Genomic DNA, 21,960 nt, shown 5'->3' with positions numbered 1-21,960 from the left:
GCCCGCGGCAGGGCGCGCGGCGGCCCGCTGGCCGCGCTGCGCACCGCGTTCGCGGTACGGCGGCCGCGCATGATGGCCGCGGCGGTGGTCTCCGCGCTGGCGCTCGGCGGGGTCGCGGTGGGGATGGCCGCGGTCACCCGGTCGTTCGCCCCGGGGGAGGGCGCGGGGAACGCGCCGCAGGACACCAGGCCGCCCGCGGCGGTGGCGACGGACGGCACGACGGCCGGGCCGTGGACCGCCGCCCCCGGCATGGGCGGCGCCAACCCCCTGACGCCGCCGGTGCGCAGCGGCGCCGACGAGCACAGCACGGGCAGCGGCACCGGCAGCGGCACCGGCAGGACCGGGGGATTCGGCCGCACCGGGGGTCACGGATTCGGCCAGGGCCAGGACCACGGCTGCGGGCACTTCGGCGGCAAGGGCCGCAAGGACGGGCACGGCGGCGGCGCGGTCACCGGCCCCGACAACGCGGGCAAGGACAACATGGCGGACAAGGCGGCGCAGGACCGGGCCGGAAAGCCGGGCAAGGCCCGCGCCGGCGCCGGCGCCGGCCCGCGCCACTCCCGCCCCGGGCGGCGCCCCGCGTCACGGGCGCCGGGCAGGTGACACTTCTGACGGTCCGTGCGCTGTAGGGAGTAAGGCCGACTGGTCATCGGCCCTCCTGACCCCGGTTCTCCCCGTATCGGGTTCGGGCACTACGGAGCGCGGCCGGGCGCATTTCCCCCTGCCCGGCCGCGCTCCTCCCCTTGCGGCCTCACCCGTACGTCCGGGCTCACCAGTAGACGACGACCTTGTCGCCGACCCGCACCTGGTCGAAGAGCCTCGCGATCGCGGCCTTGTCCCGGACGTTGACGCAGCCGTGCGACGCCCCGGCGTAACCGCGGGCGGCGAAGTCCGACGAGTAGTGCACCGCCTGGCCGCCGCTGAAGAACATCGCGTACGGCATCGACGAGTGGTAGATCGTCGAGACGTGGTCGCGGCTCTTGGAGTTCACATGGAACAGGCCCTCGCGGGTCGGGGTGTACTGCGATCCGAAGCGGACGTCCATGGTGGCCTGCACCTTGCCGTCCACCACCCACGACAGGGTGCGGCTGGTCTTGCTGATGCACAGCGTGCGCCCGGTCAGGCAGCGCGCGTCCAGCTTGCCGGCCGGCTTGGCCGGGATCGGCGGGTACAGCTCCTTGTGGGTCGGCTGGTGGGTCAGTGACCGCAGCCTGGACCAGGTGGCCTGGCTGACGCTGCCGGTCACGGACAGCCCGTGCCGCTCCTGGAAGTCGCGCACCGCGTGCTCGGTGACGCTGCCGTAGTAGCCGGTCGGGTTCCGCGAGAACAGGTGCAGCTGGCCGAGCCTGGCCTGCAGCTCACGGACCTGCGAGCTGTTCGCGCCGACCTTCATCACGGCCTGCTCCACCGGCGGCTTCGTCGTCGTCGGCGTGGCCGACGGGGTGGCCGCGGTGGTCGGCGGCTCGGTGGCGGGTGCGGTCGTGGGCGGCGCGGTGGTCGGTGCCGCGTCGCTGGTGGCCGGTGCGGTGGTGCCGGCCGCGGTCGTGCCCGCCGTGGTGGCGGCCGGCGGCTTCTGGCCGGCCCCGGTGTCCTGCGGGCCGCACGCGGCGAGCACCGCCATGGCGAGCGCCGCGCCGGCCGCCGCCACCGCCACCGAGACCCGCCGTCTGCGTCTGTTCCTGTCTGCCGTCATACCTCTCATCCCCCTGTGTCAGCCCTTGTGCACCCCTAGACACGTTTCCGGGGCGCACGGTTGCGGCACCCTTGGTAGAGACTCGGGGACGAACGGCGGACTGTGAGGAAGGTCCCAGCCCGCAGCGGTGCACGGCGTGCACGCCCGCCGCTACAGTCCGTGGCGGGAGCCCCCCCAACCCCACCCCACCAGCACTGCGGAGGCGTGAAGCATGACGCGCGAGTCGGAAAGCGGCCTGCCGATCGAGCCGGTCTACGGCCCGGAGGCGCTGGGGGACTGGGACCCGGCGGAGAAGCTCGGCGAGCCCGGCGGGTACCCGTTCACCCGGGGGGTCTACCCGTCGATGTACACCGGACGGCCCTGGACGATGCGCCAGTACGCCGGCTTCGGCACCGCCTCGGAGTCCAACGCGCGCTACAAGCAGCTGATCGCCAACGGCACCATGGGCCTGTCGGTCGCCTTCGACCTGCCCACCCAGATGGGCCACGACTCGGACGCGCCCATCGCGCACGGCGAGGTCGGCAAGGTCGGCGTCGCCATCGACTCGATCGACGACATGCTGGTGCTCTTCGACGGCATCCCGCTGGACAAGGTGTCCACGTCGATGACGATCAACGCGCCCGCCGCGCTGCTGCTGCTGCTCTACCAGCTCGTCGGCGAGGAGCAGGGAGTGTCCGCCGACCGGCTGACCGGCACGATCCAGAACGACGTGCTGAAGGAGTACATCGCGCGGGGCACGTACATCTTCCCGCCGAAGCCGTCGCTGCGGCTGATCGCGGACATCTTCGCGTACTGCAGGGCCGAGATCCCGAAGTGGAACACCATTTCGATCTCCGGCTACCACATGGCGGAAGCCGGCGCCTCACCGGCGCAGGAGATCGCCTTCACGCTCGCCGACGGAATCGAATACGTGCGCACCGCGGTCGCCGCCGGTATGGATGTGGACGATTTCGCTCCGCGGCTGTCGTTCTTCTTCGTGTCGCGCACCACGATCCTGGAGGAGGTCGCGAAATTCCGGGCGGCCCGGCGGATCTGGGCGCGGGTGATGCGCGAGGAGTTCGGCGCGAAGAATCCCAAGTCGCTGATGCTGCGTTTCCACACCCAGACCGCGGGTGTGCAGCTCACCGCGCAGCAGCCCGAGGTCAACCTGGTGCGGGTCGCCGTCCAGGGCCTGGCGGCGGTGCTCGGCGGCACCCAGTCGCTGCACACCAACTCCTTCGACGAGGCCATCGCGCTGCCCACCGACAAGTCGGCCAGGCTCGCGCTGCGCACCCAGCAGGTGCTGGCCTACGAGACCGACGTGACCGCCACCGTGGACCCGTTCGCGGGCAGCTACGTGGTGGAGAAGCTGACCGACGAGGTCGAGGCGGCCACCGTCGAGCTGATGGCCAAGGTCGAGGAGCTGGGCGGCGCCGTGTCGGCGATCGAGCACGGCTTCCAGAAGGGCGAGATCGAGCGGAACGCGTACCGCATCGCCCTGGAGACCGACGCGGGCGAGCGGGTGGTGGTCGGCGTCAACCGCTTCAAGCTCGACGAAGAGGAGCCGTACGAGCCGCTGCGGGTGGACCCGGCGATCGAGGCGCAGCAGGCGGCCAGGCTCGGCGGGCTACGGGCGGCCCGCGACCAGGACGCGGTGGACGCCGCCCTGGCCGCGCTGCAGAAGGCGGCCGCGGGCAGCGACAACGTCCTCTACCCGATGAAGGACGCGCTGCGCGCCCGCGCCACGGTCGGCGAGGTGTGCAACGCGCTGCGCGAGGTGTGGGGCACCTACGTGCCGACCGACGCCTTCTGACGCTCCGTGCTCCGCGCGGCCGCGGCCGGCGGGCGGTTCACCGTCCGCCCCGGCCGCCGCGCGGGAGCGCGCTCCACCGACAGGTGCACCAGCCGGGCCGCGCCCGGCGACGACCCGCCTGGCCGGGGACGTGCGGACTCATCCGAGTGCGGCCTTCTTGAGGGCGCGGGCGCGGCGGGCGACCCGGCGGACGGTGCGGTTGCGGGGCACGAACGCCAGCCGCGCGGGGACCGCACCGGGCAGCCCCAGCGACGTCAGCCGCCGCCGCTTGAAGTAGGGCCAGGTCTCCGCGGACAGGTTCGCGCCGAGCCAGGCCACGGCCTCGTCCCGCAGCCGCGGGTGGGCCTGGGACTGCATGCAGTAGCCCACGGTGTGCAGCAGCGGGGTCAGTTCCGCGGCCACCCGCTCCGGCGACGGCGGCGACCAGGCGCGGACCGCGGCGGCGTCGGCCAGGTCGGGCAGCGTGGCGTGCACGATCGTGACCGGCATCCGGTTGCTGTTCTGGTACGGCGCCAGGCGGTCGAGCAGCAGCCGGGTGCCGGTACGCGCCACCGGGATGCCGTACAGCACCGACGCGGTGAGCAGCGCGGTGGAGAAGCAGCCGGCCACCAGGGCGGGACGGCACTTCTGGTAGACCACCTCGGCCAGCACCGGGGTGTCCAGCACCGTCAACTCCGCGCCCAGCCTGGCCGCTTCCGCGGTGAGCGGCTCGGTCCAGTGGGCCGGCGCGGTCGGGTGCGGCTTGAAGACGATCTGCCGGTGGCCGAGCGCGACGGCGCCGCGCACCATCGACAGGTGCAGCTCTTCCTCTTCTTCCGCGGTGAGTATGCCCAGCGCCGACAGGTACTGCCCGAGCAGCAGCGCGGCGTCGCGCGGCAGGGCGTCCAGGTCGTCGCCGCCGGCGTCAGCCGCCGCCTCGGCGACCTCGCCCAGGACCTTGGTGAAGTCCTCGCTCGGGACCACCTGCGAGGGCACCCCGAACTCGGTGAGCAGCAGCGGCTCCAGTCCCGGCACGAGGTCCAGGTGCAGCAGCCGGTCGATCCTGGTGTCGACCAGCAGCCCCAGCTTGTTGCGCGTCGGCCCGTACGACATCAGGCCGTCGGCGTAGACGGTGATCGGCGAGCCGAGGAAGACCTGCGCGAACGACAGGGCGGGCGCGACCTGGAGGGACTCCACGACCAGGTCGAGGCTGTCGTCGCCGAGCGCCCACAGCAGCCGGAAGTAGCGCTGCCACAGCGGGATGTCGTCCGAGCCGGGCGACCAGTCGCTGGGGTGCATCGGTGAGATGGCCTCGTTCCAGGACACCACCTGGTCGAAGCGCCCGCGCAGCGCACCGAATCCCGGTGCCTGGTCCAGGCGTTCTGACGTCTCGGGTACCGAGGAGTTGTTGCTGACCACCAGGATGCGGCGGTCGGCGGCCGGCAGCGCGCCGGCGTCGATCGCGGCGGCGAGCGTCGCGGCGCCGTAGAGCGTGGAGGCGAGCAGGAGTTGGGTGTGCCCACGGGTGCCGGCCATCACGCGACCACCGCACCGGGAGTGCCGGCGTTGTCCTGCACGTCGTCGACCTCCGCATCGGGGGCCTCCGATCTGCCGCCGAAGCGCCAGCGCAGCCGGCGGATCTTCGCGCTGCGCTCCAGGTCCATCGAGTCGAGCACCCCGTTGAGCACGTCGGACGGCACCCGGCCCAGCGCGGCGGCGCAGGTCGCCTTGAGGCGGCGGGCCATGGCCGGCTCGAAGCGGTCGATCTGGTCGAGGTGGAAGACGATCAGCGCGCAGAACTGGCGGACCGCCTTGGGCAGGAAGCGGTCGCCGTCCTTGTCGTTGGCGAGCATCGAGAAGATCCGCTCCGAGGCGCGGACGAAGTCCAGTTGGCGCTCGTCGCTGATCTGGGTGAGCGAGGTGGTGACCCCGCGCCGGTAGTGCACCCCGATCAGGTCGAGCACCGCGCAGCTCCGCGCGCCCAGGTGCAGCTGCCAGGTCCACGGCCGGTCCTCGGCGGTGCGCAGGTCGGTCGGGAAGTGGACGATGCCCTCGTCGACGATGCGGCGGTGGAAGGCGCCGGCCCAGCAGTAGGCGTAGTCGACCAGCGCGGGCCGGTCGGCGGGCAGCACGGCGTCGCGCGGATCGAGCCTGGCGTTGCGGCGGCCGTGCGGCGCGCGCATGATGTTGCGCTTGCTGCCGGTGCACTTGAGGTGGTCGGTACGGACGAAGTCCACGTCCAGGTCGTCCATGGCGGCGACCAGTTGCGGCAGGTAGCCGGGCGCGAGCCAGTCGTCGCCGTCCATGAACGTCACGTAGCGGCCGCGTGACTCGTCGATGCCGGCGTTGCGGAGCGCCGACACCCCGGTGTGCTCGCGGCGGATGATGCGCGCTCCGGGGAGCGTACGTACCCCTTCTTCCAGCAGCTGGGGCGTCCGGTCGGTCGACCCGTCGTCCATCAGCAGAAACTCGTAGTCCGGGCGGGCGTTGGCCCGGAGGCTGTGCAGTGCGTCAGGCACGAAAGGCTGCACATTGAAAAAGGGCACGATGACGGAGAGCTTGACCACCCGCCGAATCCTAAGGTGTCGCATGGCGGCATGAAGGGCGGGCGGGGAACGTTTGGGTAAACGGAAAATGGCCAGCAGGTGATTGACGGAATACGCCGGCGTACTCGCGAAGTAGCGGCATTCTGTTTACCTCCTGTTGTCCTGCGATTAGTGCATTCCACCCGCCTGCTTCCTACTGTCGGCGTGTGCCAGAACGTAAGTCAGGACCCCTGCGGGTCACCGTGATCGCCGACTCGGACACCCGGTGGAAATGGGGTGCGCTGACCGCGCGCCGCATCGACCCCGATGCCCGCCTCGACGCGCGGCTGCTCCGCGGCCGGGCCACTCCCACACCGCGGCAGCTCGCCGAACTCGGCATCCCCGCCGACTCGATGACCGAGTCGACGATGGCCGAGATCCTGGCGGAGACGCACGCCGGCACCTGCGACGTCCTGGTCGTCTCGTGCGTCGGCGGCACCGTCCAGGCGCTGCTGCACGGCCTGTCCCGCGCCTGGCAGGGCAGCGACCGCCGGCCGGTCGTCGTCACCGGATACGTCGGCGTGGTCTACGAGAAGCTCGCCGACGGCCTGCTGCTGCGCGCCGGCGCCGACGTCGTCCTGGCCAACAGCGCCGACGACGCACGGCGGTTCAGGGACGTCTACGACGGCGTCGGCTACCGCACCGGCAGCATCGTGGAGACCGCGCTGCCCTTCCTCGGCGGCGAGCCCTACCGGGCCGACGAGAGCCGGCCGTTCACCGTCACCTTCGCGGTGCAGCCCTCCGTGCCCGACGGCCGCGCCGACCGGCAGCACCTGCTGCGGCGGGCGGTCGGCCACGCCCGGCTGCACCCGTCGCGCGAGGTGCTGGTCAAGCTCCGCAGCAAGCCGGGCGAGCACACCACCCACATCGAGGAGCAGCCCTACCAGAAGCTGGTCGCCGCCCTCGATCCGCCGGAGAACCTGCGCCTGGTCTACGGCAACATGGCCGAGGTCCTGGACCGCACCGACCTGCTGGTGACGGTGAGTTCCACCGCGGCGCTCGAATCGCTGCACCGCGGCATCCCGACCGCGGTACTGACCGACCTCGGCATCCGCGAGTCCCTGGGCAACCACCACTTCCTGGGCTCCGGCTGCTACGCCTCGTGGGACGAGCTGGACGACGGGCGGCTGCCGCGGGCCTCCGAGGACTGGACCTCCACCCACGGCGTCGCCGGCAGCGCCCCCTATGCCGCGCTGCGCGGCCGGGTGACGGCGCTGCTCGACCTGGCCGAACTCCCGGCGCTGTCCCCTTACTACACGCTGCGCACCGCCCCCGGTTACCTCCCCGGCATCCTCGCCCGCCACGGCCTGACCCCCAAGGGCGAGCCGATCGCCGGCTTCGCCCCCCGCGAGGCAGGACCGGTCCGCCAGGCGGTCCGCGAGTTCGTCCGCAACTCCGCGCGCACGGCGTACCGCCAGGGAGTCCAGCGCGTCGCCCCCACCATCCGCCGCTGGGGCCAGCTGTGAGGCGGCCGGCGCCCCTGCCGGGCAGGCCCGGCCACCGGCGGAACCGCACAAGAGCCGTACGTACGACAGGAGTCACCCCATGAGTGAGACACGTCGCCCGCCGGCGGAAACGGCGGGAACAGAGCAGGCCGGCGCCCGCGTGCTGGCGGTCATCCCCGCCCGGGGCGGGTCCAAGGGGGTGCCGGGCAAGAACCTCGCGCCGGTCGGCGGGGTGCCGCTGGTGGCGCGGGCGGTGCGCGCGTGCGTACGGGCCAGGCGGGTCGGCGCCGTCGTCGTGTCGACCGACGACCCCTCGATCGCCGAGGCCGCCCGCACCGCGGGCGCCGAGGTCGTCCTGCGGCCGGTCGCCATCGCGGGCGACACCGCGACCAGCGAGGCCGCGGTGCTGCACGCGATGGACGCGCACGAGGCCATGGCCGGCGGCAGCACCGACGTGGTGCTGCTGGTCCAGTGCACCAGCCCGTTCATCACCTCCGACGAGATCGACGGCGTCGTGGCCGCGGTCCTCGACGACGGCGCCGACACCGCCCACACCGTCGCCCCCTTCCACGGCTTCATCTGGCGTGAGGGCGCGGAGAGCACGGAGGGCGCCGAGGGTGCCGCGGGCGGCTCAGCGCACGGCGTCAACCACGACAAGGCCACCCGCCCGCGCCGCCAGGACCGCCCGCAGGACCTGCTGGAGACCGGCACCGCCTACGCCATGCGCGCCCCCGGCTTCCGCGCCGCGGGCCACCGCTTCTTCGGGCGGACCGCCCTGGTGCGCACCGACCCCGCGAAGGTGCTGGAGATCGACGAGCCCGCCGACCTCCAACGCGCCCGCGCCCTGGCCCCGTTGCTCGACCCGACGGCGGCCACTCCGACCCGCGACGACGTCGACGCGGTCGTACTGGACTTCGACGGCACCCAGACCGACGACCGGGTGCTGATCGATTCGGACGGACATGAGGCCGTCACCGTGCACCGCGGTGACGGGCTCGGGATCGCGGCCCTGCGCCGTGCGGGACTTCCCGTCCTCATCCTGTCCACCGAGACCAACCCGGTCGTCGCCGCACGGGCGCGGAAGCTCGACGTCCCCGTCCTGCACGGCATCGACCGCAAGGACCTCGCGCTCAAGCAGTGGTGCGAGGAGAACGGCATCGCGCCCGAGCGGGTGCTCTACGCCGGCAACGACGTCAACGACCTGCCGTGCTTCGGGCTGGTCGGCTGGCCCGTCGCCGTCGCGCAGGCCCACGACGTCGTACGGGCCGCGGCCCGCGCGATCACCACGGCCGAGGGCGGCCACGGAGCGATCCGCGAGATCGCCGCGTGGCTGCTCGGCCCCACTCTGGCCCGCTGACCCGGCCACCTCACCCCCGTCAGTCCCGAAAACCGTAAGGAACTCCCCCGTGACCTCTCCTCTCGCTTCCCTCCCCTCCAATCTCCGCCCGGTCGGCTCCCGCCACATCGGCAACGGCCAGCCCGTGTACGTCACCGGCGAGATCGGCATCAACCACAACGGCGACCTGGAGAACGCGTTCGCCCTGATCGACGCGGCCGTCGCCGCGGGCTGCGACGCGGTCAAGTTCCAGAAGCGCACCCCGGAGATCTGCACCCCGCGCGACCAGTGGGAGATCGAGCGGGACACCCCGTGGGGCCGCATGACGTACATCGACTACCGGCACCGCGTCGAGTTCGACGAGGACGGCTACCGCTCGATCGACGAGTACTGCCGCAAGCGCGGCATCGACTGGTTCGCGTCGCCGTGGGACGTGGAGTCCGTCGCCTTCCTGGAGAAGTACGACGTGCCCGCGCACAAGGTGGCCTCCGCCTGCCTGACCGACGACGACCTGCTGCGCGCGCTGCGCGCCACCGGCCGCACGGTGATCCTGTCGACCGGCATGTCGACGCCCCGCCAGATCCGGCACGCCGTCGAGGTTCTGGGCAGCGACAACATCGTGCTCTGCCACGCCACGTCGACGTACCCGGCCAAGCACGAAGAGCTGAACCTGCGGATGATCAACACCCTGCAGAACGAGTACCCGAACGTGCCCGTCGGCTACTCCGGCCACGAGGTCGGCCTGCAGACCACGCTGGCGGCCGTCGCGCTCGGCGCGGTCTTCGTCGAGCGGCACATCACCCTCGACCGCGCCATGTGGGGCTCCGACCAGGCTGCTTCCGTCGAGTCGCAGGGACTGGAGCGGCTGGTCCGCGACATCCGCATCATCGAGACCTCGCTCGGCGACGGCGTCAAGAAGGTCTACGACGGCGAGCTGGGCCCGATGAAGAAGCTGCGCCGGGTCGCCGGCGTGATCGCCGAGGCCGAGGCCGAGTCCGAGACCGCCGCGGTCTGACCGCCCGGCAGCGTACGGGCGGCGGAGAACACCAGGACCACAACGAGTGAGGACAAGGAACGCGTCGATGACCGACACCCCCGCCTCCGGCACCCTTCCGATGCCCCGACCGGGCACCGGGGCCGTAGCGCTGGTCGAGTCGCCCGTTCAGCTGCTCAACGTCCTGGAGTGGGCGCACATACATCCGCCCGCGATCCCCGCCGCCCGCGACGGCCATGCGCACGACGGCGCTCCGGTACGCGAGCAGGCCGCGCTGCCGCTGACCGTCGTGGTGCTCTCGCCCGCCGACCCGACCAGCCGCGGCCAGTTGCGGCGGATGGCCGAACTCGCCCGCGACGAGGGCGCGGTGGTCCGCTGGTACGAGGCCCGCGGCGGCCGCGGCGGCCTGCTGCGCACCGCGGTCGCGCTGGCGCCGCTGCTGATGCGGGTCAAGCTGCTGGTGATCGGCGACCCCTTCTCCCGGCTGGTGCAGGTGCTGCTGCCGCTGTGCCGCGCCAGGCGGCTGACGGTGGTGGACGACGGCACCGCCACGATGGAGTTCACCGAGATCCTGTCCCGCGGCGGGCGGTTGGTGCGGTGGCACCGCAGCGGGCGGCGGCGCTCACCGGTGGACGCGGCCTTCGGGGTCTTCGCGTCCGCCGCCAGACGCCGGCTGACCCCCGGCGGGCGGCGGCACGTCGAACTCTTCAGCGCCATGCCCGCGACGCCGCCCGCCGGAATGGCGCTGCGCACCAACCGCTTCGCGTGGACCCGCAGCCGCTTCGGGCCGCCGCGCGTGCTCGACGGCACCGACCTGATCGGGACGTCGCTGGTCGAGACCGGGGTCGTGGACCCCGGGCACTACGCGGCGGTGGTCGCCGAGCTGGCCGTCAGCTACGGGGCGAAGCGGTACTTCGCGCACCGGAAGGAGGCGCCGGACAAGCTCCACCGGCTGGCCGCCGAGACGGGGTTGGAGATCGTCCGCCCCGACCTGCCGCTCGAACTGGTCGCCCGCCGCGGTCCCACCGGCCGCCAGGTGCTCTCGTTCCCCTCGACGGTCGTCCATACGCTGCCGCTCGTGCTCGACGGTACGGGCATCGGGGTGACCGTCGTCGACATCGACCCCGCCTGGCTCACCGCCTCCGCGGCCCCCCGCGCCCACACCTTCCTCGCGGACATCACCCACTCAGCCCGCGACCTCCACAACCTGCCTCCGGCGGTTCCCCGCGCAACGACGTGACAGCCCCTTGCGGTGGGCGATCGCCTTTCCCCCGCGGCCGGTTGCGCGCGCGGTTCCGCCCCCCAACTTCGCCTGGGGGCACCCCCACGCGCCCCTGAAAAACGGTCACCCTCTGCGCGGAGGGCACCCCTGCCAGGTGCGCAGGAGGACGCAGGCCGCGGGGAACTGCGCGCCCAGCCATGACGGCGCGGCAGACGAGCACCGCACCGCAAGGGGCAGGACCTGAAGGGGCGCTGAGGGTACCCCCAGGCGAAGCTCTGGGGGCGGAACGGCGCGCCCGGCCACGACGGCGCCGCACGTAAGCAGCCCACCGCAAGGTGCACGCACCCCCGAAGCCGAAGCCGTGGCGTACGCTCGGCCGACGGCCAGTTCGCCCAGCGTCCAACCGGACGTAACCCGTTGATCAACTCCGTAGGACAAGGTGCGGGAATGGCGGGATCTTTACGCGGCACCATGCCAGTGCACACTCCTGGCGGAAGCCAGAGCCCAGACCGGGACGCGGACCCGGAGAACTCCGCGCCTGCGGCGCACGCCGCACGCGATGTCGCGGTCGTCACCAGCGGCGGCGTCGACGGCGACTCCCGAGCGCTGAGAGTGGCGGCGGCCGCACAGGCCGCGGGTTACCGCGTCACGATCGTGGGCCAGGCGCCCGCGACCGTCGCGCCGCGCGGCACCGCCGTGCGGGAGGTCGTCGTCCAGGGCGTGCTGGGCAACCACCGGGTGCGGCGCCCGCGCCCGGGCCTGCGCTGGCCGCTGGCGTACCGCAGCGCCGGCGCCCACGACCACCGCACCGTGCGGGTCACCGCGGCCCGCGCGCTGCTGGTGACCCGGGGGGCCGAACTGAACCTGGTGCACCGCCCGTTGCCACTGCTCGCGCTCGCCCGGTGCGGCCACGCGCTGGCCTGGCTGCGCTACGGCGTGCGGGCCGGCTGGACCCGGATGCGGGCGGCGCAGTACCTCGCCGCGGTACGCCGCCGCCGCAGCCCCGACGCACGGCTGGACAACCTGATGACCGACGTCACGAGGCTGCTGCTCGGCCGCAGGGCGTGGCGCCGGCTCGACCCGGGCCTGCTCGACGAGGAGGTCGCGTACGGGCCGGTGCTCGACGAGGTGCGCCCGCACCTCATCCACGCGCTGGGCCACCGGGCGCTGGGCGTCGCGATCAGGGCCGCGCTGCGCGCGGAGGGCGGCGGGCACCGCATCGAGGTGGTGTGGGACGCCCCGCCCCGCACCCCGGCCGCGAACCGCAGGGCGGCCGTGGCGAGCGACGCGCACGAGCGGTCGTTCGCCCGCGAGGCGGACGGCGTCGTCACCGTCGGCGAGGGCCTGGCCCGCGAGCTGCGGGACCGGCACCGGCTGGCGGCGACCCCCGCGGTGGTGCGCAACGCCCCGCCGATGGCCGCGGCCACGAACCGGCACCCGCACGGCGTACGCGACCGCTGCCGGCTGGCGCCCGACGTGCCGCTGCTGGTCCACACCGGTCCGCTCACCCCCGACCGGGGTCCCGCCACCGTCATCGAGGCGCTGCCCAAGCTGTACGACCTGCACGCGGCCTTCGTCGTCCCCGACCCGGCCCACCCCGACCTGGCGGCGCTGCGCCGGCGTGCCACCGAGCTCGGCGTGGACGCCCGGCTGCACGTCCTGCCGTACGTCCCGGTCGCGGAGATCCCGGCCTTCCTGGCGTCGGCCGACATCGGGGTGCTGCCGGTGCACAAGCTCCCGCACCACCAGTCGGTGCTGGCCACCCGCTACTTCGAGTACGCCCACGCCCGGCTGCCGGTGGTGGTCAGCGATGTGCGCGCGATGGCCGCGGCGACGCTGGAGCTGGGCAACGGCGAGGTCTTCCGGGCCGGCGACACCGCCGACTTCGTCCGCGCGGTCGGCGCGGTGCTGACCAACCCGCGCCGCTACCGGAAGGCGTACGACCGCGTCGACGTGCTGCGCGAATGGTCCTGGCAGACCGAGTCCGCCCCGCTCCTGGACCTCTACGCCCGCCTGCTCGGCCCGTCGTAGGGCGCGCGCCGCCCGCGGAAGCCGGGCCGCGCGCGCCATGTCGCCGTAACACCCGTGCCGTAGGTTTGGCCCCAGCCGCCGCACCGGCGGCATGCGTCACAGCGGTGCCTGCGGCGAGGCGCGCGTTGCCTCGCGGGCGGCCGCTCGTTGAGCGAGTATGGGTGTGTTCATGTCCGAACCCCAAAAGGGTGGACATACCCCTGAGGATGACCGGGTATGCGCCGATCGGGCGACTTCTTCTCCTCCAGCCGCACTTATTCTTGTCCGATCAGCCCAGAGGAGCCGGTCATGGGGCCTACCCTGACTGGGGTGAACGACTCACCCACAGCGCCGTCCGGTGCGCTGTCCGAAGAACTGCGCGACGAACTGGTCGCGTTCCGCCGCGACCTGCACCGGCACCCGGAACTGAGCCGGCAGGAGTTCAGGACCACCGAGAAGATCAGGGCCAGGCTGGCGCAGGCCGGGCTGAACCCGGTGGTGCTGCCCGGCGGGACCGGGCTGATGTGCGACATCGGCGCCGACGACCCCGATCGCGGGCGGCTGGCGCTGCGCGCGGACATCGACGCCCTTCCGGTGCCGGACACCAAGAACGTCGAGTACCGCTCGACCGTCGAGGGCCAGGCGCACGCCTGCGGGCACGACGTGCACACCTCCGTGGTGCTGGGTGCCGGCCTGGTGCTGGCCGGGCTGGCGGCGCAGGGGCGGCTGCCGCGGCCGGTACGGCTGGTCTTCCAGGCCGCCGAGGAGGTCATGCCGGGCGGTGCGCTGGACGCGGTGAAGGCCGGCGTGCTGGACGGGGTGGAACGTATCTTCGCCGTCCACTGCGACCCCAAGGTCGAGGTCGGCAGGATCGGCCTGCGGCAGGGGCCGATCACCTCGGCCGCCGACAAGCTGCTGCTCACCCTGGACGGACCCGGCGGGCACAGCGCCCGCCCGCACCTGACCACCGACCTGGTGATGGCCACCGCCAAGCTGGCCACCGAGCTGCCGGTGGTGCTGACCCGCCGCGCCGACCCGCGCTCGGGCCTGAGCGTGGTGTGGGGCCGTATCGCGGCCGGCCACGCGGCGAACGTCATCCCGCAGCACGCCGAGCTGGAGGGCACCGTCCGCTGCCTGGACCTGGTGGCCTGGCACGAGGCGCCCGACCTGGTGCACGAGGTGATCGACCAGGTCGCCGCCATGTACCGCGCCAAGTGCGAGATCACCTACCAGCGCGGGGTGCCGCCGGTGGTGAACGAGGCGGTGTCGACCGAGATGCTGCGCGACGCGATGACCGCGCGGCGCGGGCTGCACGCGGTGGAGGACACCGAGCAGAGCCTCGGCGGCGAGGACTTCTCCTGGTACCTGGAGCAGGTGCCCGGCGCGCTCGCCCGGCTCGGGGTGCGGCCGGTGGGCGACACCGCGAAGCGGGACCTGCACCAGGGCGACTTCGACGCGGACGAGGGCGCGATCACCGTCGGCGTGGAGCTCTTCACCGGGGTTGCGCTGCTGGTCTGACACCGGGTGAGGCCTCGGCTACCGGGGCTTCACCCAGCGGAAATGCGTCGATCCGATAACGGGCCTTCATTCGGTCTTTACCTGACATCTACGCGCGTTAAGCTCCCGCTTAGCCAGCGCCGGACGGGGCGCTCCAACCGAAGGGGACCCTCTTGCGCCGGGTATCCAAGATCGCTGCCGCGGGTGTGGTCTCCGCGGCACTCGCGCTGACCGCGACCGCGTGCGGAAGCAGCACCACGTCGGACAGCGGAAAGCCGTCGAGCGGCGGGAGCAGCACCGCGTCCAGCGGCGGGGGCAGCAAGGCCAAGGGCGTCGGCATGGCCTACGACGTCGGCGGCCGCGGCGACCACTCCTTCAACGACTCCGCTGCCCGCGGCCTGGACAAGGCCGACGGTGAGCTGAACCTGGAGTCCAAGGAGCTTACCGCCAGCAACGGCGAGACCGAGTCGGACCGCGAGCAGCGGCTGGACTCGATGGCGGCGGCCGGCTACAACCCGGTCGTGGCGGTGGGCTACACCTACGGCCCCGCCGTCGAGAAGATGGCCAAGAAGTACCCGAACGTCACCTTCGGCCTGGTCGACTCGGTCGTCGACGCGCCGAACGTCGACAGCATGGTCTTCGCGACCGAGCAGAGCTCGTACCTGGCCGGTGTCGCGGCCGCGCTCAAGAGCAAGTCCGGCAAGGTCGGCTTCATCGGCGGTGTGCAGAACACCCTGATCGGCACCTTCGACGCCGGCTTCGCGCAGGGCGTCAAGGACACCAAGCCCAGCGTCCAGCTGACCCGCGAGTACCTGTACAAGACCGACCCGCGCGGCTTCAACGACGCCACCTCGGCGGCGGCCAAGGCCCAGGGCATGCTCGACAAGGGCGTCGACGTCATCTACACCGCCGCCGGCCTGTCCGGTGACGGCTCGATCCAGAAGGTCGCCGGCAAGTCCGGTGCCTGGGCGATCGGTGTGGACTCCGACCAGTACAACGACCCGGCCCTGGCGAAGTACAAGAACAGCATCCTCACCTCGGCGATCAAGAACGTCGACGTCGCGGTGTACGACCTGATCAACTCGGTGAAGAAGGACAACAAGCCGAAGGTCGGCACGAACACCTACGACCTGGCCAACGGCGGTGTCTCGGTGTCCGCCACCGGTGGCTTCATCGCCGACATCCAGGCCCAGATCGACGCGGCGAAGCAGAAGATCGTCTCGGGCGCGATCAAGGTGAGCTCCACCCCGTGACCCACGGCGGATGAGCCTGTACGGCCTTCGAGGCCCGGCGGGGATGCTGCGGCAGCCCCTCCGGGCCTCGGTCACGGTCCGGGCCGGTTTGCCCCAGGACCGGCCCGACCGTGACGTTCCCGTGCTGTGAAAAACCGACGCTACGCGCGTAGCGTCATCTTGCCGCGATACTTTCACCACCACCGCCCGAGCCTTTCCCCCGAGGAGAGTGCGCCATCAACGCGTCCACGAGTCCCCCCGCCGTCGAGCTGCGCGGCATCACCAAGCGGTTCCCCGGTGTCGTCGCCAACCACGACATCGCCATCACCGTGCGCAGCGGCACCGTGCACGCCCTCGTGGGCGAGAACGGCGCCGGCAAGTCCACCCTGATGAAGATCCTCTACGGCATGCAGAAGCCGGACGAGGGCACCATCGCGATCCACGGCGAGCAGGTCGCCTTCGGCGACCCGGGCGAGGCCATCGCCCGCGGCATCGGCATGGTGCACCAGCACTTCATGCTCGCCGACAACCTCACCGTGCTGGAGAACGTCGTCCTCGGCTGCGAGAAGGCGTACGGCATCGGCGGGCGCGCCCGCGCGCGCATCAAGGAGATATCCGACGCCTACGGGCTCGGCGTGCGCCCCGACGCGCTCGTGGAGGACCTGGGCGTCGCCGACCGGCAGCGGGTGGAGATCCTCAAGGTCCTCTACCGCGGCGCGCGCATCCTCATCCTCGACGAGCCGACCGCGGTGCTGGTCCCGCAGGAGGTCGACGCGCTCTTCGAGAACCTGCGCGGGCTGAAGTCCGAGGGCCTGACCGTCATCTTCATCTCGCACAAGCTCGGCGAGGTGCTCTCGGTCGCCGACGCGATCACCGTCATCAGGCGCGGCACCACGGTCGGCGACGCCGACCCGAAGAGCACCACCGCCAAGCAGCTCGCCGAGCTGATGGTCGGCAGCGAGCTGCCGTCGCCCGAGACCCGCGAGTCCACCGTCACCACCGAGCCGATGCTCACCGTCGAGGGCCTGCGGCTGTCGGAGACCGACTCCGACGGCGTCGAGCGGACGGTCCTGGACGAGATCGGCTTCACCATCCACAAGGGCGAGGTCCTCGGCATCGCCGGCGTCGAGGGCAACGGCCAGGCCGAGCTCGTCGAGGCCGTGATGGGCATGCGCACGCTGAACGCGGGCGTCCTCACCCTGGACGGCAGGGACATCTCCCGGGTGCCCACCCGCGCCCGGCGCGAGGACGGCATCGGCTACATCCCCGAGGACCGGCACCGGCACGGCCTGCTGCTGGAAGCGCCGCTGTGGGAGAACCGCATCCTCGGGCACGTCACCGAGCGCCCCAACAGCCGCGGGTTCCTGATCGACCCGGCCGCCGCCCGCCGCGACACCGAGCGGATCGTCGCGGACTACGACGTCCGCACCCCCGGCATCGAGGTGACCGCCGCGTCGCTTTCCGGCGGCAACCAGCAGAAGCTGATCGTCGGCCGCGAGATGAGCCACCTGCCCAAGCTGCTGATCGCCGCGCACCCCACCCGGGGCGTGGACGTCGGCGCGCAGGCGCAGATCTGGGACCAGATCAGGGCGGCACGCCACGAGGGCCTGGCGGTGCTGCTGATATCCGCCGACCTCGACGAGCTGATCGGCCTGTCCGACACGCTGCGGGTGATGTACCGCGGCCGGCTGGTCGCGGACGCCGACCCCGCCACCATCACCCCGGAGGAGCTGGGTTCCGCCATGACCGGAGCGGCCGCCGGCCACCTGGAACACGAGCCGGCCGCGGCGGGCACCGCCGTACCGAAGCAGGCGCAGCCCGAAGAGGCGGCGGCGGAGACGGCCGGGGGAGAGGACCGATGAAGAAGTTCGACAAGGACCGGGCGCTGCTCGGCCTGGCCGCCCCGGTGCTCGCCGTCCTCGGCGCGCTGATCGTCACCGGCCTCGTGCTGCTGGCCAGCGGCAAGGAGCCCTTCCACGCCTTCCACGTGATGATGACCTACGGCAGCAAGTCCGACAGCCAGGTCTACATCCTCAACAAGGCGACCCCGTACTACCTGTCGGGTCTCGCGGTGGCCATCGGCTTCCGGATGAACCTGTTCAACATCGGCGTCGACGGGCAGTACCGGCTCGCCGCGTTCTTCGCGGCCGCGGTCGGCGGCTCGATGTCGATCCCCGGCTTCATCCAGATCCCGATCATCATCCTCACCGCGATGGTGGTGGGCGCCGCGTGGGCGGCGATCGCCGGCGTGCTGAAGGTGACCCGCGGGGTCAGCGAGGTCATCTCGACGATCATGCTGAACTCGATCGCGGGCATCGTCATCGGCTACTTCCTGCAGGACGGCAGACTCGGCGTGACCGACAAGCTGGCCAGCACCGTCACCACCAAGCCGATCCCGTCCGGCAGCCACCTGTTCAACTTCACCACCCAGACCGACCCGGTCGTCGGCTTCATCGTCTTCGCCGGCCTCGCGGGCGTCCTGTACTGGTTCGTGCTCTCCCGCACCCGCTTCGGCTTCGACCTGCGCTCGGTGGGCCGCTCGGAGTCCGCGGCGCAGGCCAGCGGCGTGAGCGTGAAGAAGATGGTCATCGTCAGCATGCTGATCTCCGGCGCCATGGCCGGCCTGGTCGGCATGTCCACCCTGCTCAACCAGTCCTACCAGTTCAGCACCGACTTCCCGGCCGGCATCGGCTTCACCGGCATCGCGGTCGCCCTGCTCGGCCGCAACAACCCGATCGGCATCGCGATCGGCGCGCTGCTGTGGGCCTTCCTGGAGCGCGCCTCCAACGGGCTGGAGTTCGAGGGCTACGACAAGGAGATCGTGGGCGTGATCCAGGGCGCCATCGTGCTGGCCGTCGTCATCGCCTACGAACTCGTACGCCGCTACGGCCTCACGCGGCAGCAGCGCCAGGTCGGCGCGGAACTCGCCGCGGCCGGCTCCGTCGACAAGCAGGAGGTGACGGCGTGACTGCCACCGCAACCCAGACCCCGCCGCCCGCCGCAGCCAAGACCGCCGGTGGCAAGGGCGGCAGGGCCAGGCTCTCCGTCCCGGTGATCCTGCTGATCGTGGCCGCGGTCCTGGTCGTGGTCTCCGCCGTCCGCGCCATCGCCGGCGCCGACGACGTCACCTCGTCGGGGCAGATGGCCGGCGCGCTGACCGGCGCCGTACCGATCGCGCTGGCCGGCCTCGGCGGCCTGTGGGCCGAGCGGGCCGGCGTGGTCAACATCGGCCTCGAAGGCATGATGATCCTCGGCACCTTCTTCGGCGCCTGGGCCGGCTGGAGCCTCAGCCCGTGGATGGGCGTCCTCGCCGGCATCCTCGGCGGCATGGCGGGCGGCCTGCTGCACGCGATCGTCACCGTCACCTTCGGCGTGGACCACATCATCGCCGGTGTGGCGATGAACATCCTGGCCGCGGGCGTCACCGCGTATCTCGCCAAGCGGATCTTCAACGTCGGCCAGGCGGCCACCGAGGGCGGCACGCCCAAGCAGTCGCCGCCCATCGACGACATCAAGTCCTTCACGGTGCCCTGGCTCTCGCACCAGCTGTCCAGCCTGGAGAAGCACCACTGGTTCCTGGTCTCCGACCTGGCCGGCATCGTCGGCGGCCTGGTCACCAACATCTCCTCGCTGACGCTGCTGGCCGTGCTGCTCTTCGTCGGCACGTTCTTCGTCCTGTGGCGTACGTCCTTCGGCCTGCGGCTGCGCTCCTGCGGTGAGAACCCGGTGGCCGCGGAGTCCCTCGGCGTCAACGTCTACCTGTACAAGTACGTGGCCGTGACCGTCTCCGGCGGCCTCGCCGGGCTCGGCGGCGTCTTCCTGGCCATCGGCACGCACTTCTACCTCGAAGGCCAGACCAGCGGCCGCGGCTACATCGGCCTCGCCGCGATGATCTTCGGCAACTGGCGGCCCGGCGGCCTCGCCATGGGCGCGGGCCTGTTCGGCTACGCCGACAGCCTCCAGCTGCGCAGCGGCAGCGACTCGGTGCACGCGCTGCTCCTGCTGCTCGCGGTGCTGCTGCTGGCCATGGCGATCTGGAAGTACGTCCGCAAGGCGTACATCTCGGCGGGCTTCGCGCTCGGCTTCGCGGTGCTGCTGGCAGTCTGGTACATGACCACCGACACCGTGCCGTCCGAGGTCGTCCAGGCCTCGCCGTACGTCGCCACGCTGCTGGTGATGGGCCTGTTCTCGCAGCGGCTGCGGATGCCGAAGGCGGACGGGCTGCCGTACCGGAAGGGACAGGGCGGATGACGCCTGACGACGTCGACTGGAAGGCGCTGCGGGAAGCCGCCACGGAGGTCATGGAGCGCGCCTACGCGCCCTACTCCGGCTTCCCGGTCGGCGCCGCGGCGCTGGTCGACGACGGGCGCACGGTCGTCGGCTGCAACGTCGAGAACGCGGCCTACGGGGTCGCGCTGTGCGCCGAGTGCGGCCTGGTCTCCGCCCTGCACGCCTCGGGCGGCGGCCGGCTCACCGCGTTCAGCTGCGTGGACCGGCACGGCGACCTGCTGATGCCGTGCGGGCGCTGCCGCCAGCTGCTGTGGGAGAACGGCGGCCCCGCGCTGCTGGTCGACACCGCGGCCGGGGTGCGCCCGATGCGCGAGATCCTGCCCGACGCCTTCGGGGCGGACGACCTCCAGCGGTAGCACGGGCCGCCCGCGCTGTACCGGCGGGCGCGGCCCCGACCACCGCCGCCCCGACCACCGCCGCCCCGACCACCACCGGCCGCCGGCCGGCCCCAGCGCCCGCCCGCCGGGCCGGGCCGCCCGACGCCCCGAACCGCACGCAAGGACCCTCATGGACGTCATTTCCGTCATCCGCACCAAGCGCGACCGCGGCCGGCTCAGCGACGAGCAGATCGACTGGGTGGTCGACGCGTACACCCGGGGTGCGGTCGCCGACGAGCAGATGTCGTCGCTCGCGATGGCGATCCTGCTCAACGGCATGGACCGGGCCGAGATCGCCCGCTGGACCGCCGCGATGATCGACTCCGGCGAGCGGATGGACTTCTCCTCGCTGAGCCGCCCGACCGCCGACAAGCACTCCACCGGCGGCGTCGGCGACAAGATCACCCTCCCGCTGGCGCCGCTGGTCGCCGCGTGCGGTGCCGCGGTGCCGCAGCTGTCCGGGCGGGGCCTGGGCCACACCGGCGGCACGCTGGACAAGCTGGAGTCCGTCCCCGGCTGGCGGGCGTCGCTGTCCAACGAGGAGATGCTGGCGGTCCTCGACGACGCCGGCGCGGTCATCTGCGCGGCCGGTGACGGCCTCGCACCCGCCGACAAGAAGCTCTACGCGCTGCGTGACGTGACGGGAACGGTCGAGTCGATCCCGCTGATCGCCTCGTCCATCATGTCCAAGAAGATCGCCGAGGGCACCGGGTCGCTCGTGCTCGACGTCAAGGTCGGCTCCGGGGCCTTCATGAAGTCCCTGGAGGACGCGCGGGAGCTGGCCGCCACGATGGTCGGCCTCGGCACCGACCACGGGGTGCGGACGGTCGCGCTGCTCACCGACATGTCCGTACCGCTCGGCCTGACCGCGGGCAACGCGCTCGAAGTCCGCGAGTCCGTCGAGGTGCTGGCCGGCGGCGGCCCCGCCGACGTCGTCGACCTCACGCTCGCGCTGGCCCGCGAGATGCTCGCCGCGGCGGGCCTGCCGGACGCCGACCCGGCCAAGGCCCTCGCGGACGGCTCCGCCATGGACGTCTGGCGCCGCATGATCCGGGCGCAGGGCGGTGACCCGGACGCGGTGCTGCCCACCGCCCGCGAGCGGCAGGTCATCGTGGCCCCCGCGACGGGCGTGCTCACCGCGCTGGACGCCTACAAGGTCGGCGTCGCCGCGTGGCGGCTCGGAGCGGGCCGCGCCCGCAAGGAGGACTCCGTCCAGGCCGGCGCGGGCGTCGAGTGGCACGCCAGGCCCGGCCAGCGGGTCCAGGAGGGGGCGCCGCTGCTCACCCTCCACACGGACACCCCGGAGAAGTTCCCGTACGCCACGGAGGCCCTGGAGGGCGCCTTCACCGTCGACCCGGCGGCGGCCGCCTTCGACCCCGCCCCGATCGTCCTCGACCGCATCGCCTGACCCCGCCGGGACCGGTCACGGCAACGGCGAAGGGCCGGGCGGCTTCCCCCTGCCGCCCGGCCCTTCGCCGTTGCCGTGGCCCCCCTGGTCCGTGGTCTGT

At 72.4% G+C, this 21,960-nt stretch carries 16 protein-coding genes and 1 pseudogene; 14 read left to right on the top strand and 3 right to left on the bottom strand.

All coding sequences use genetic code 11. From position 1 onward, the window contains the following. A pseudogene (locus tag NFU81_RS22775) lies at positions 1–603 on the top strand (hypothetical protein); the annotation flags it as partial. Between the two features lie 166 nt (positions 604–769). On the opposite strand, the gene NFU81_RS22770 reads toward NFU81_RS22775, so the two are convergent. Next, positions 770–1,693, bottom strand: coding sequence for a L,D-transpeptidase family protein (locus NFU81_RS22770; RefSeq protein ID WP_251492817.1), 924 nt, complete (start codon positions 1,691–1,693; stop codon positions 770–772). Between the two features lie 211 nt (positions 1,694–1,904). Here NFU81_RS22770 and NFU81_RS22765 point away from each other — a divergent pair, with 211 nt between their 5' ends. After that, positions 1,905–3,485, top strand: a complete 1,581-nt coding sequence (locus NFU81_RS22765) for an acyl-CoA mutase large subunit family protein (protein WP_251492815.1) — start codon at positions 1,905–1,907, stop codon at positions 3,483–3,485. A 138-nt stretch (positions 3,486–3,623) separates the two neighbouring features. On the opposite strand, the gene NFU81_RS22760 is transcribed toward NFU81_RS22765, so the two are convergent. Together NFU81_RS22760 and NFU81_RS22755 are read right to left on the bottom strand one after the other, a co-directional pair. Continuing rightward, positions 3,624–5,000, bottom strand: coding sequence for an alpha-2,8-polysialyltransferase family protein (locus NFU81_RS22760; protein WP_251492814.1), 1,377 nt, complete (start codon positions 4,998–5,000; stop codon positions 3,624–3,626). Next, positions 5,000–6,031, bottom strand: a complete 1,032-nt coding sequence (locus tag NFU81_RS22755; RefSeq protein WP_251492812.1) for a glycosyltransferase family 2 protein — start codon at positions 6,029–6,031, stop codon at positions 5,000–5,002. Before NFU81_RS22755 ends, NFU81_RS22760 begins: the two co-directional genes overlap by 1 nt. Positions 6,032–6,216: 185 nt before the next feature. On the opposite strand from NFU81_RS22755, the gene NFU81_RS22750 reads away from it, so the two are divergent. The 12 genes from NFU81_RS22750 (at position 6,217) to NFU81_RS22695 (ending at position 21,860) form a co-directional block, all read left to right on the top strand. Then, a complete protein-coding gene (locus NFU81_RS22750) occupies positions 6,217–7,515 on the top strand; it encodes a DUF6716 putative glycosyltransferase (protein WP_251492810.1) in 1,299 nt (432 codons plus the stop codon). Positions 7,516–7,594: 79 nt separating this feature from the next. After that, a complete protein-coding gene (locus NFU81_RS22745; protein ID WP_251492808.1) occupies positions 7,595–8,851 on the top strand; it encodes an acylneuraminate cytidylyltransferase in 1,257 nt (418 codons plus the stop codon). Positions 8,852–8,900: 49 nt separating this feature from the next. Then, the gene (locus tag NFU81_RS22740; protein ID WP_251492806.1) at positions 8,901–9,845 is read left to right on the top strand and encodes an N-acetylneuraminate synthase family protein; all 945 of its coding nucleotides are present in this window, start codon (positions 8,901–8,903) and stop codon (positions 9,843–9,845) included. A gap of 67 nt (positions 9,846–9,912) precedes the next feature. Continuing rightward, the gene (locus tag NFU81_RS22735; RefSeq protein WP_251492805.1) at positions 9,913–11,064 is read left to right on the top strand and encodes a hypothetical protein; all 1,152 of its coding nucleotides are present in this window, start codon (positions 9,913–9,915) and stop codon (positions 11,062–11,064) included. A gap of 429 nt (positions 11,065–11,493) precedes the next feature. Further along, on the top strand, positions 11,494–13,077 hold the full coding sequence (locus tag NFU81_RS22730) for a glycosyltransferase (protein ID WP_251492803.1): 1,584 nt from the start codon (positions 11,494–11,496) through the stop codon (positions 13,075–13,077). A 288-nt stretch (positions 13,078–13,365) separates the two neighbouring features. Next, complete coding sequence (locus NFU81_RS22725; protein WP_251492801.1) at positions 13,366–14,574, top strand: amidohydrolase; 1,209 nt, start codon at positions 13,366–13,368, stop codon at positions 14,572–14,574. A gap of 152 nt (positions 14,575–14,726) precedes the next feature. Then, positions 14,727–15,806, top strand: coding sequence for a BMP family lipoprotein (locus tag NFU81_RS22720; protein ID WP_251492799.1), 1,080 nt, complete (start codon positions 14,727–14,729; stop codon positions 15,804–15,806). Between the two features lie 215 nt (positions 15,807–16,021). Then, positions 16,022–17,647 carry an ABC transporter ATP-binding protein gene (locus NFU81_RS22715; protein WP_340188950.1) on the top strand — a complete coding sequence of 542 codons (1,626 nt, stop codon included), beginning with the start codon at positions 16,022–16,024 and terminating at the stop codon, positions 17,645–17,647. Further along, positions 17,644–18,753: an ABC transporter permease gene (locus NFU81_RS22710; RefSeq protein ID WP_251492797.1), complete on the top strand. Its 1,110-nt coding sequence runs from the start codon at positions 17,644–17,646 to the stop codon at positions 18,751–18,753. The genes NFU81_RS22715 and NFU81_RS22710 overlap by 4 nt, the downstream gene beginning before the upstream one ends. Further along, positions 18,750–20,036: an ABC transporter permease gene (locus tag NFU81_RS22705; protein WP_251492795.1), complete on the top strand. Its 1,287-nt coding sequence runs from the start codon at positions 18,750–18,752 to the stop codon at positions 20,034–20,036. The genes NFU81_RS22710 and NFU81_RS22705 overlap by 4 nt, the downstream gene beginning before the upstream one ends. Further along, complete coding sequence (locus tag NFU81_RS22700; RefSeq protein ID WP_251492792.1) at positions 20,033–20,431, top strand: cytidine deaminase; 399 nt, start codon at positions 20,033–20,035, stop codon at positions 20,429–20,431. Before NFU81_RS22705 ends, NFU81_RS22700 begins: the two co-directional genes overlap by 4 nt. Positions 20,432–20,582: 151 nt before the next feature. After that, positions 20,583–21,860, top strand: a complete 1,278-nt coding sequence (locus NFU81_RS22695) for a thymidine phosphorylase (RefSeq protein ID WP_251492790.1) — start codon at positions 20,583–20,585, stop codon at positions 21,858–21,860. Positions 21,861–21,960 lie beyond the last annotated feature (100 nt).

Source organism: Actinacidiphila cocklensis (genome assembly GCF_907177275.1).
In the GTDB taxonomy this organism is placed as follows: Bacteria; Actinomycetota; Actinomycetes; order Streptomycetales; family Streptomycetaceae; genus Actinacidiphila; species Actinacidiphila cocklensis.
The sequence above is the reverse complement of the archived record's forward strand: the minus strand, read 5'-3'. Positions and strand labels throughout refer to the sequence as shown.

Coding starts and splice junctions, on each gene's coding strand:
- NFU81_RS22765 (WP_251492815.1), top strand. CDS start 1,905: ATGACGCGCGAGTCGGAAAGCGGCCTGCCGATCGAGCCGGTCTACGGC.
- NFU81_RS22745 (WP_251492808.1), top strand. CDS start 7,595: ATGAGTGAGACACGTCGCCCGCCGGCGGAAACGGCGGGAACAGAGCAG.
- NFU81_RS22700 (WP_251492792.1), top strand. CDS start 20,033: ATGACGCCTGACGACGTCGACTGGAAGGCGCTGCGGGAAGCCGCCACG.
- NFU81_RS22770 (WP_251492817.1), bottom strand. CDS start 1,693: ATGACGGCAGACAGGAACAGACGCAGACGGCGGGTCTCGGTGGCGGTG.
- NFU81_RS22725 (WP_251492801.1), top strand. CDS start 13,366: ATGGGGCCTACCCTGACTGGGGTGAACGACTCACCCACAGCGCCGTCC.
- NFU81_RS22730 (WP_251492803.1), top strand. CDS start 11,494: ATGGCGGGATCTTTACGCGGCACCATGCCAGTGCACACTCCTGGCGGA.
- NFU81_RS22710 (WP_251492797.1), top strand. CDS start 17,644: ATGAAGAAGTTCGACAAGGACCGGGCGCTGCTCGGCCTGGCCGCCCCG.
- NFU81_RS22735 (WP_251492805.1), top strand. CDS start 9,913: ATGACCGACACCCCCGCCTCCGGCACCCTTCCGATGCCCCGACCGGGC.
- NFU81_RS22695 (WP_251492790.1), top strand. CDS start 20,583: ATGGACGTCATTTCCGTCATCCGCACCAAGCGCGACCGCGGCCGGCTC.
- NFU81_RS22760 (WP_251492814.1), bottom strand. CDS start 5,000: ATGGCCGGCACCCGTGGGCACACCCAACTCCTGCTCGCCTCCACGCTC.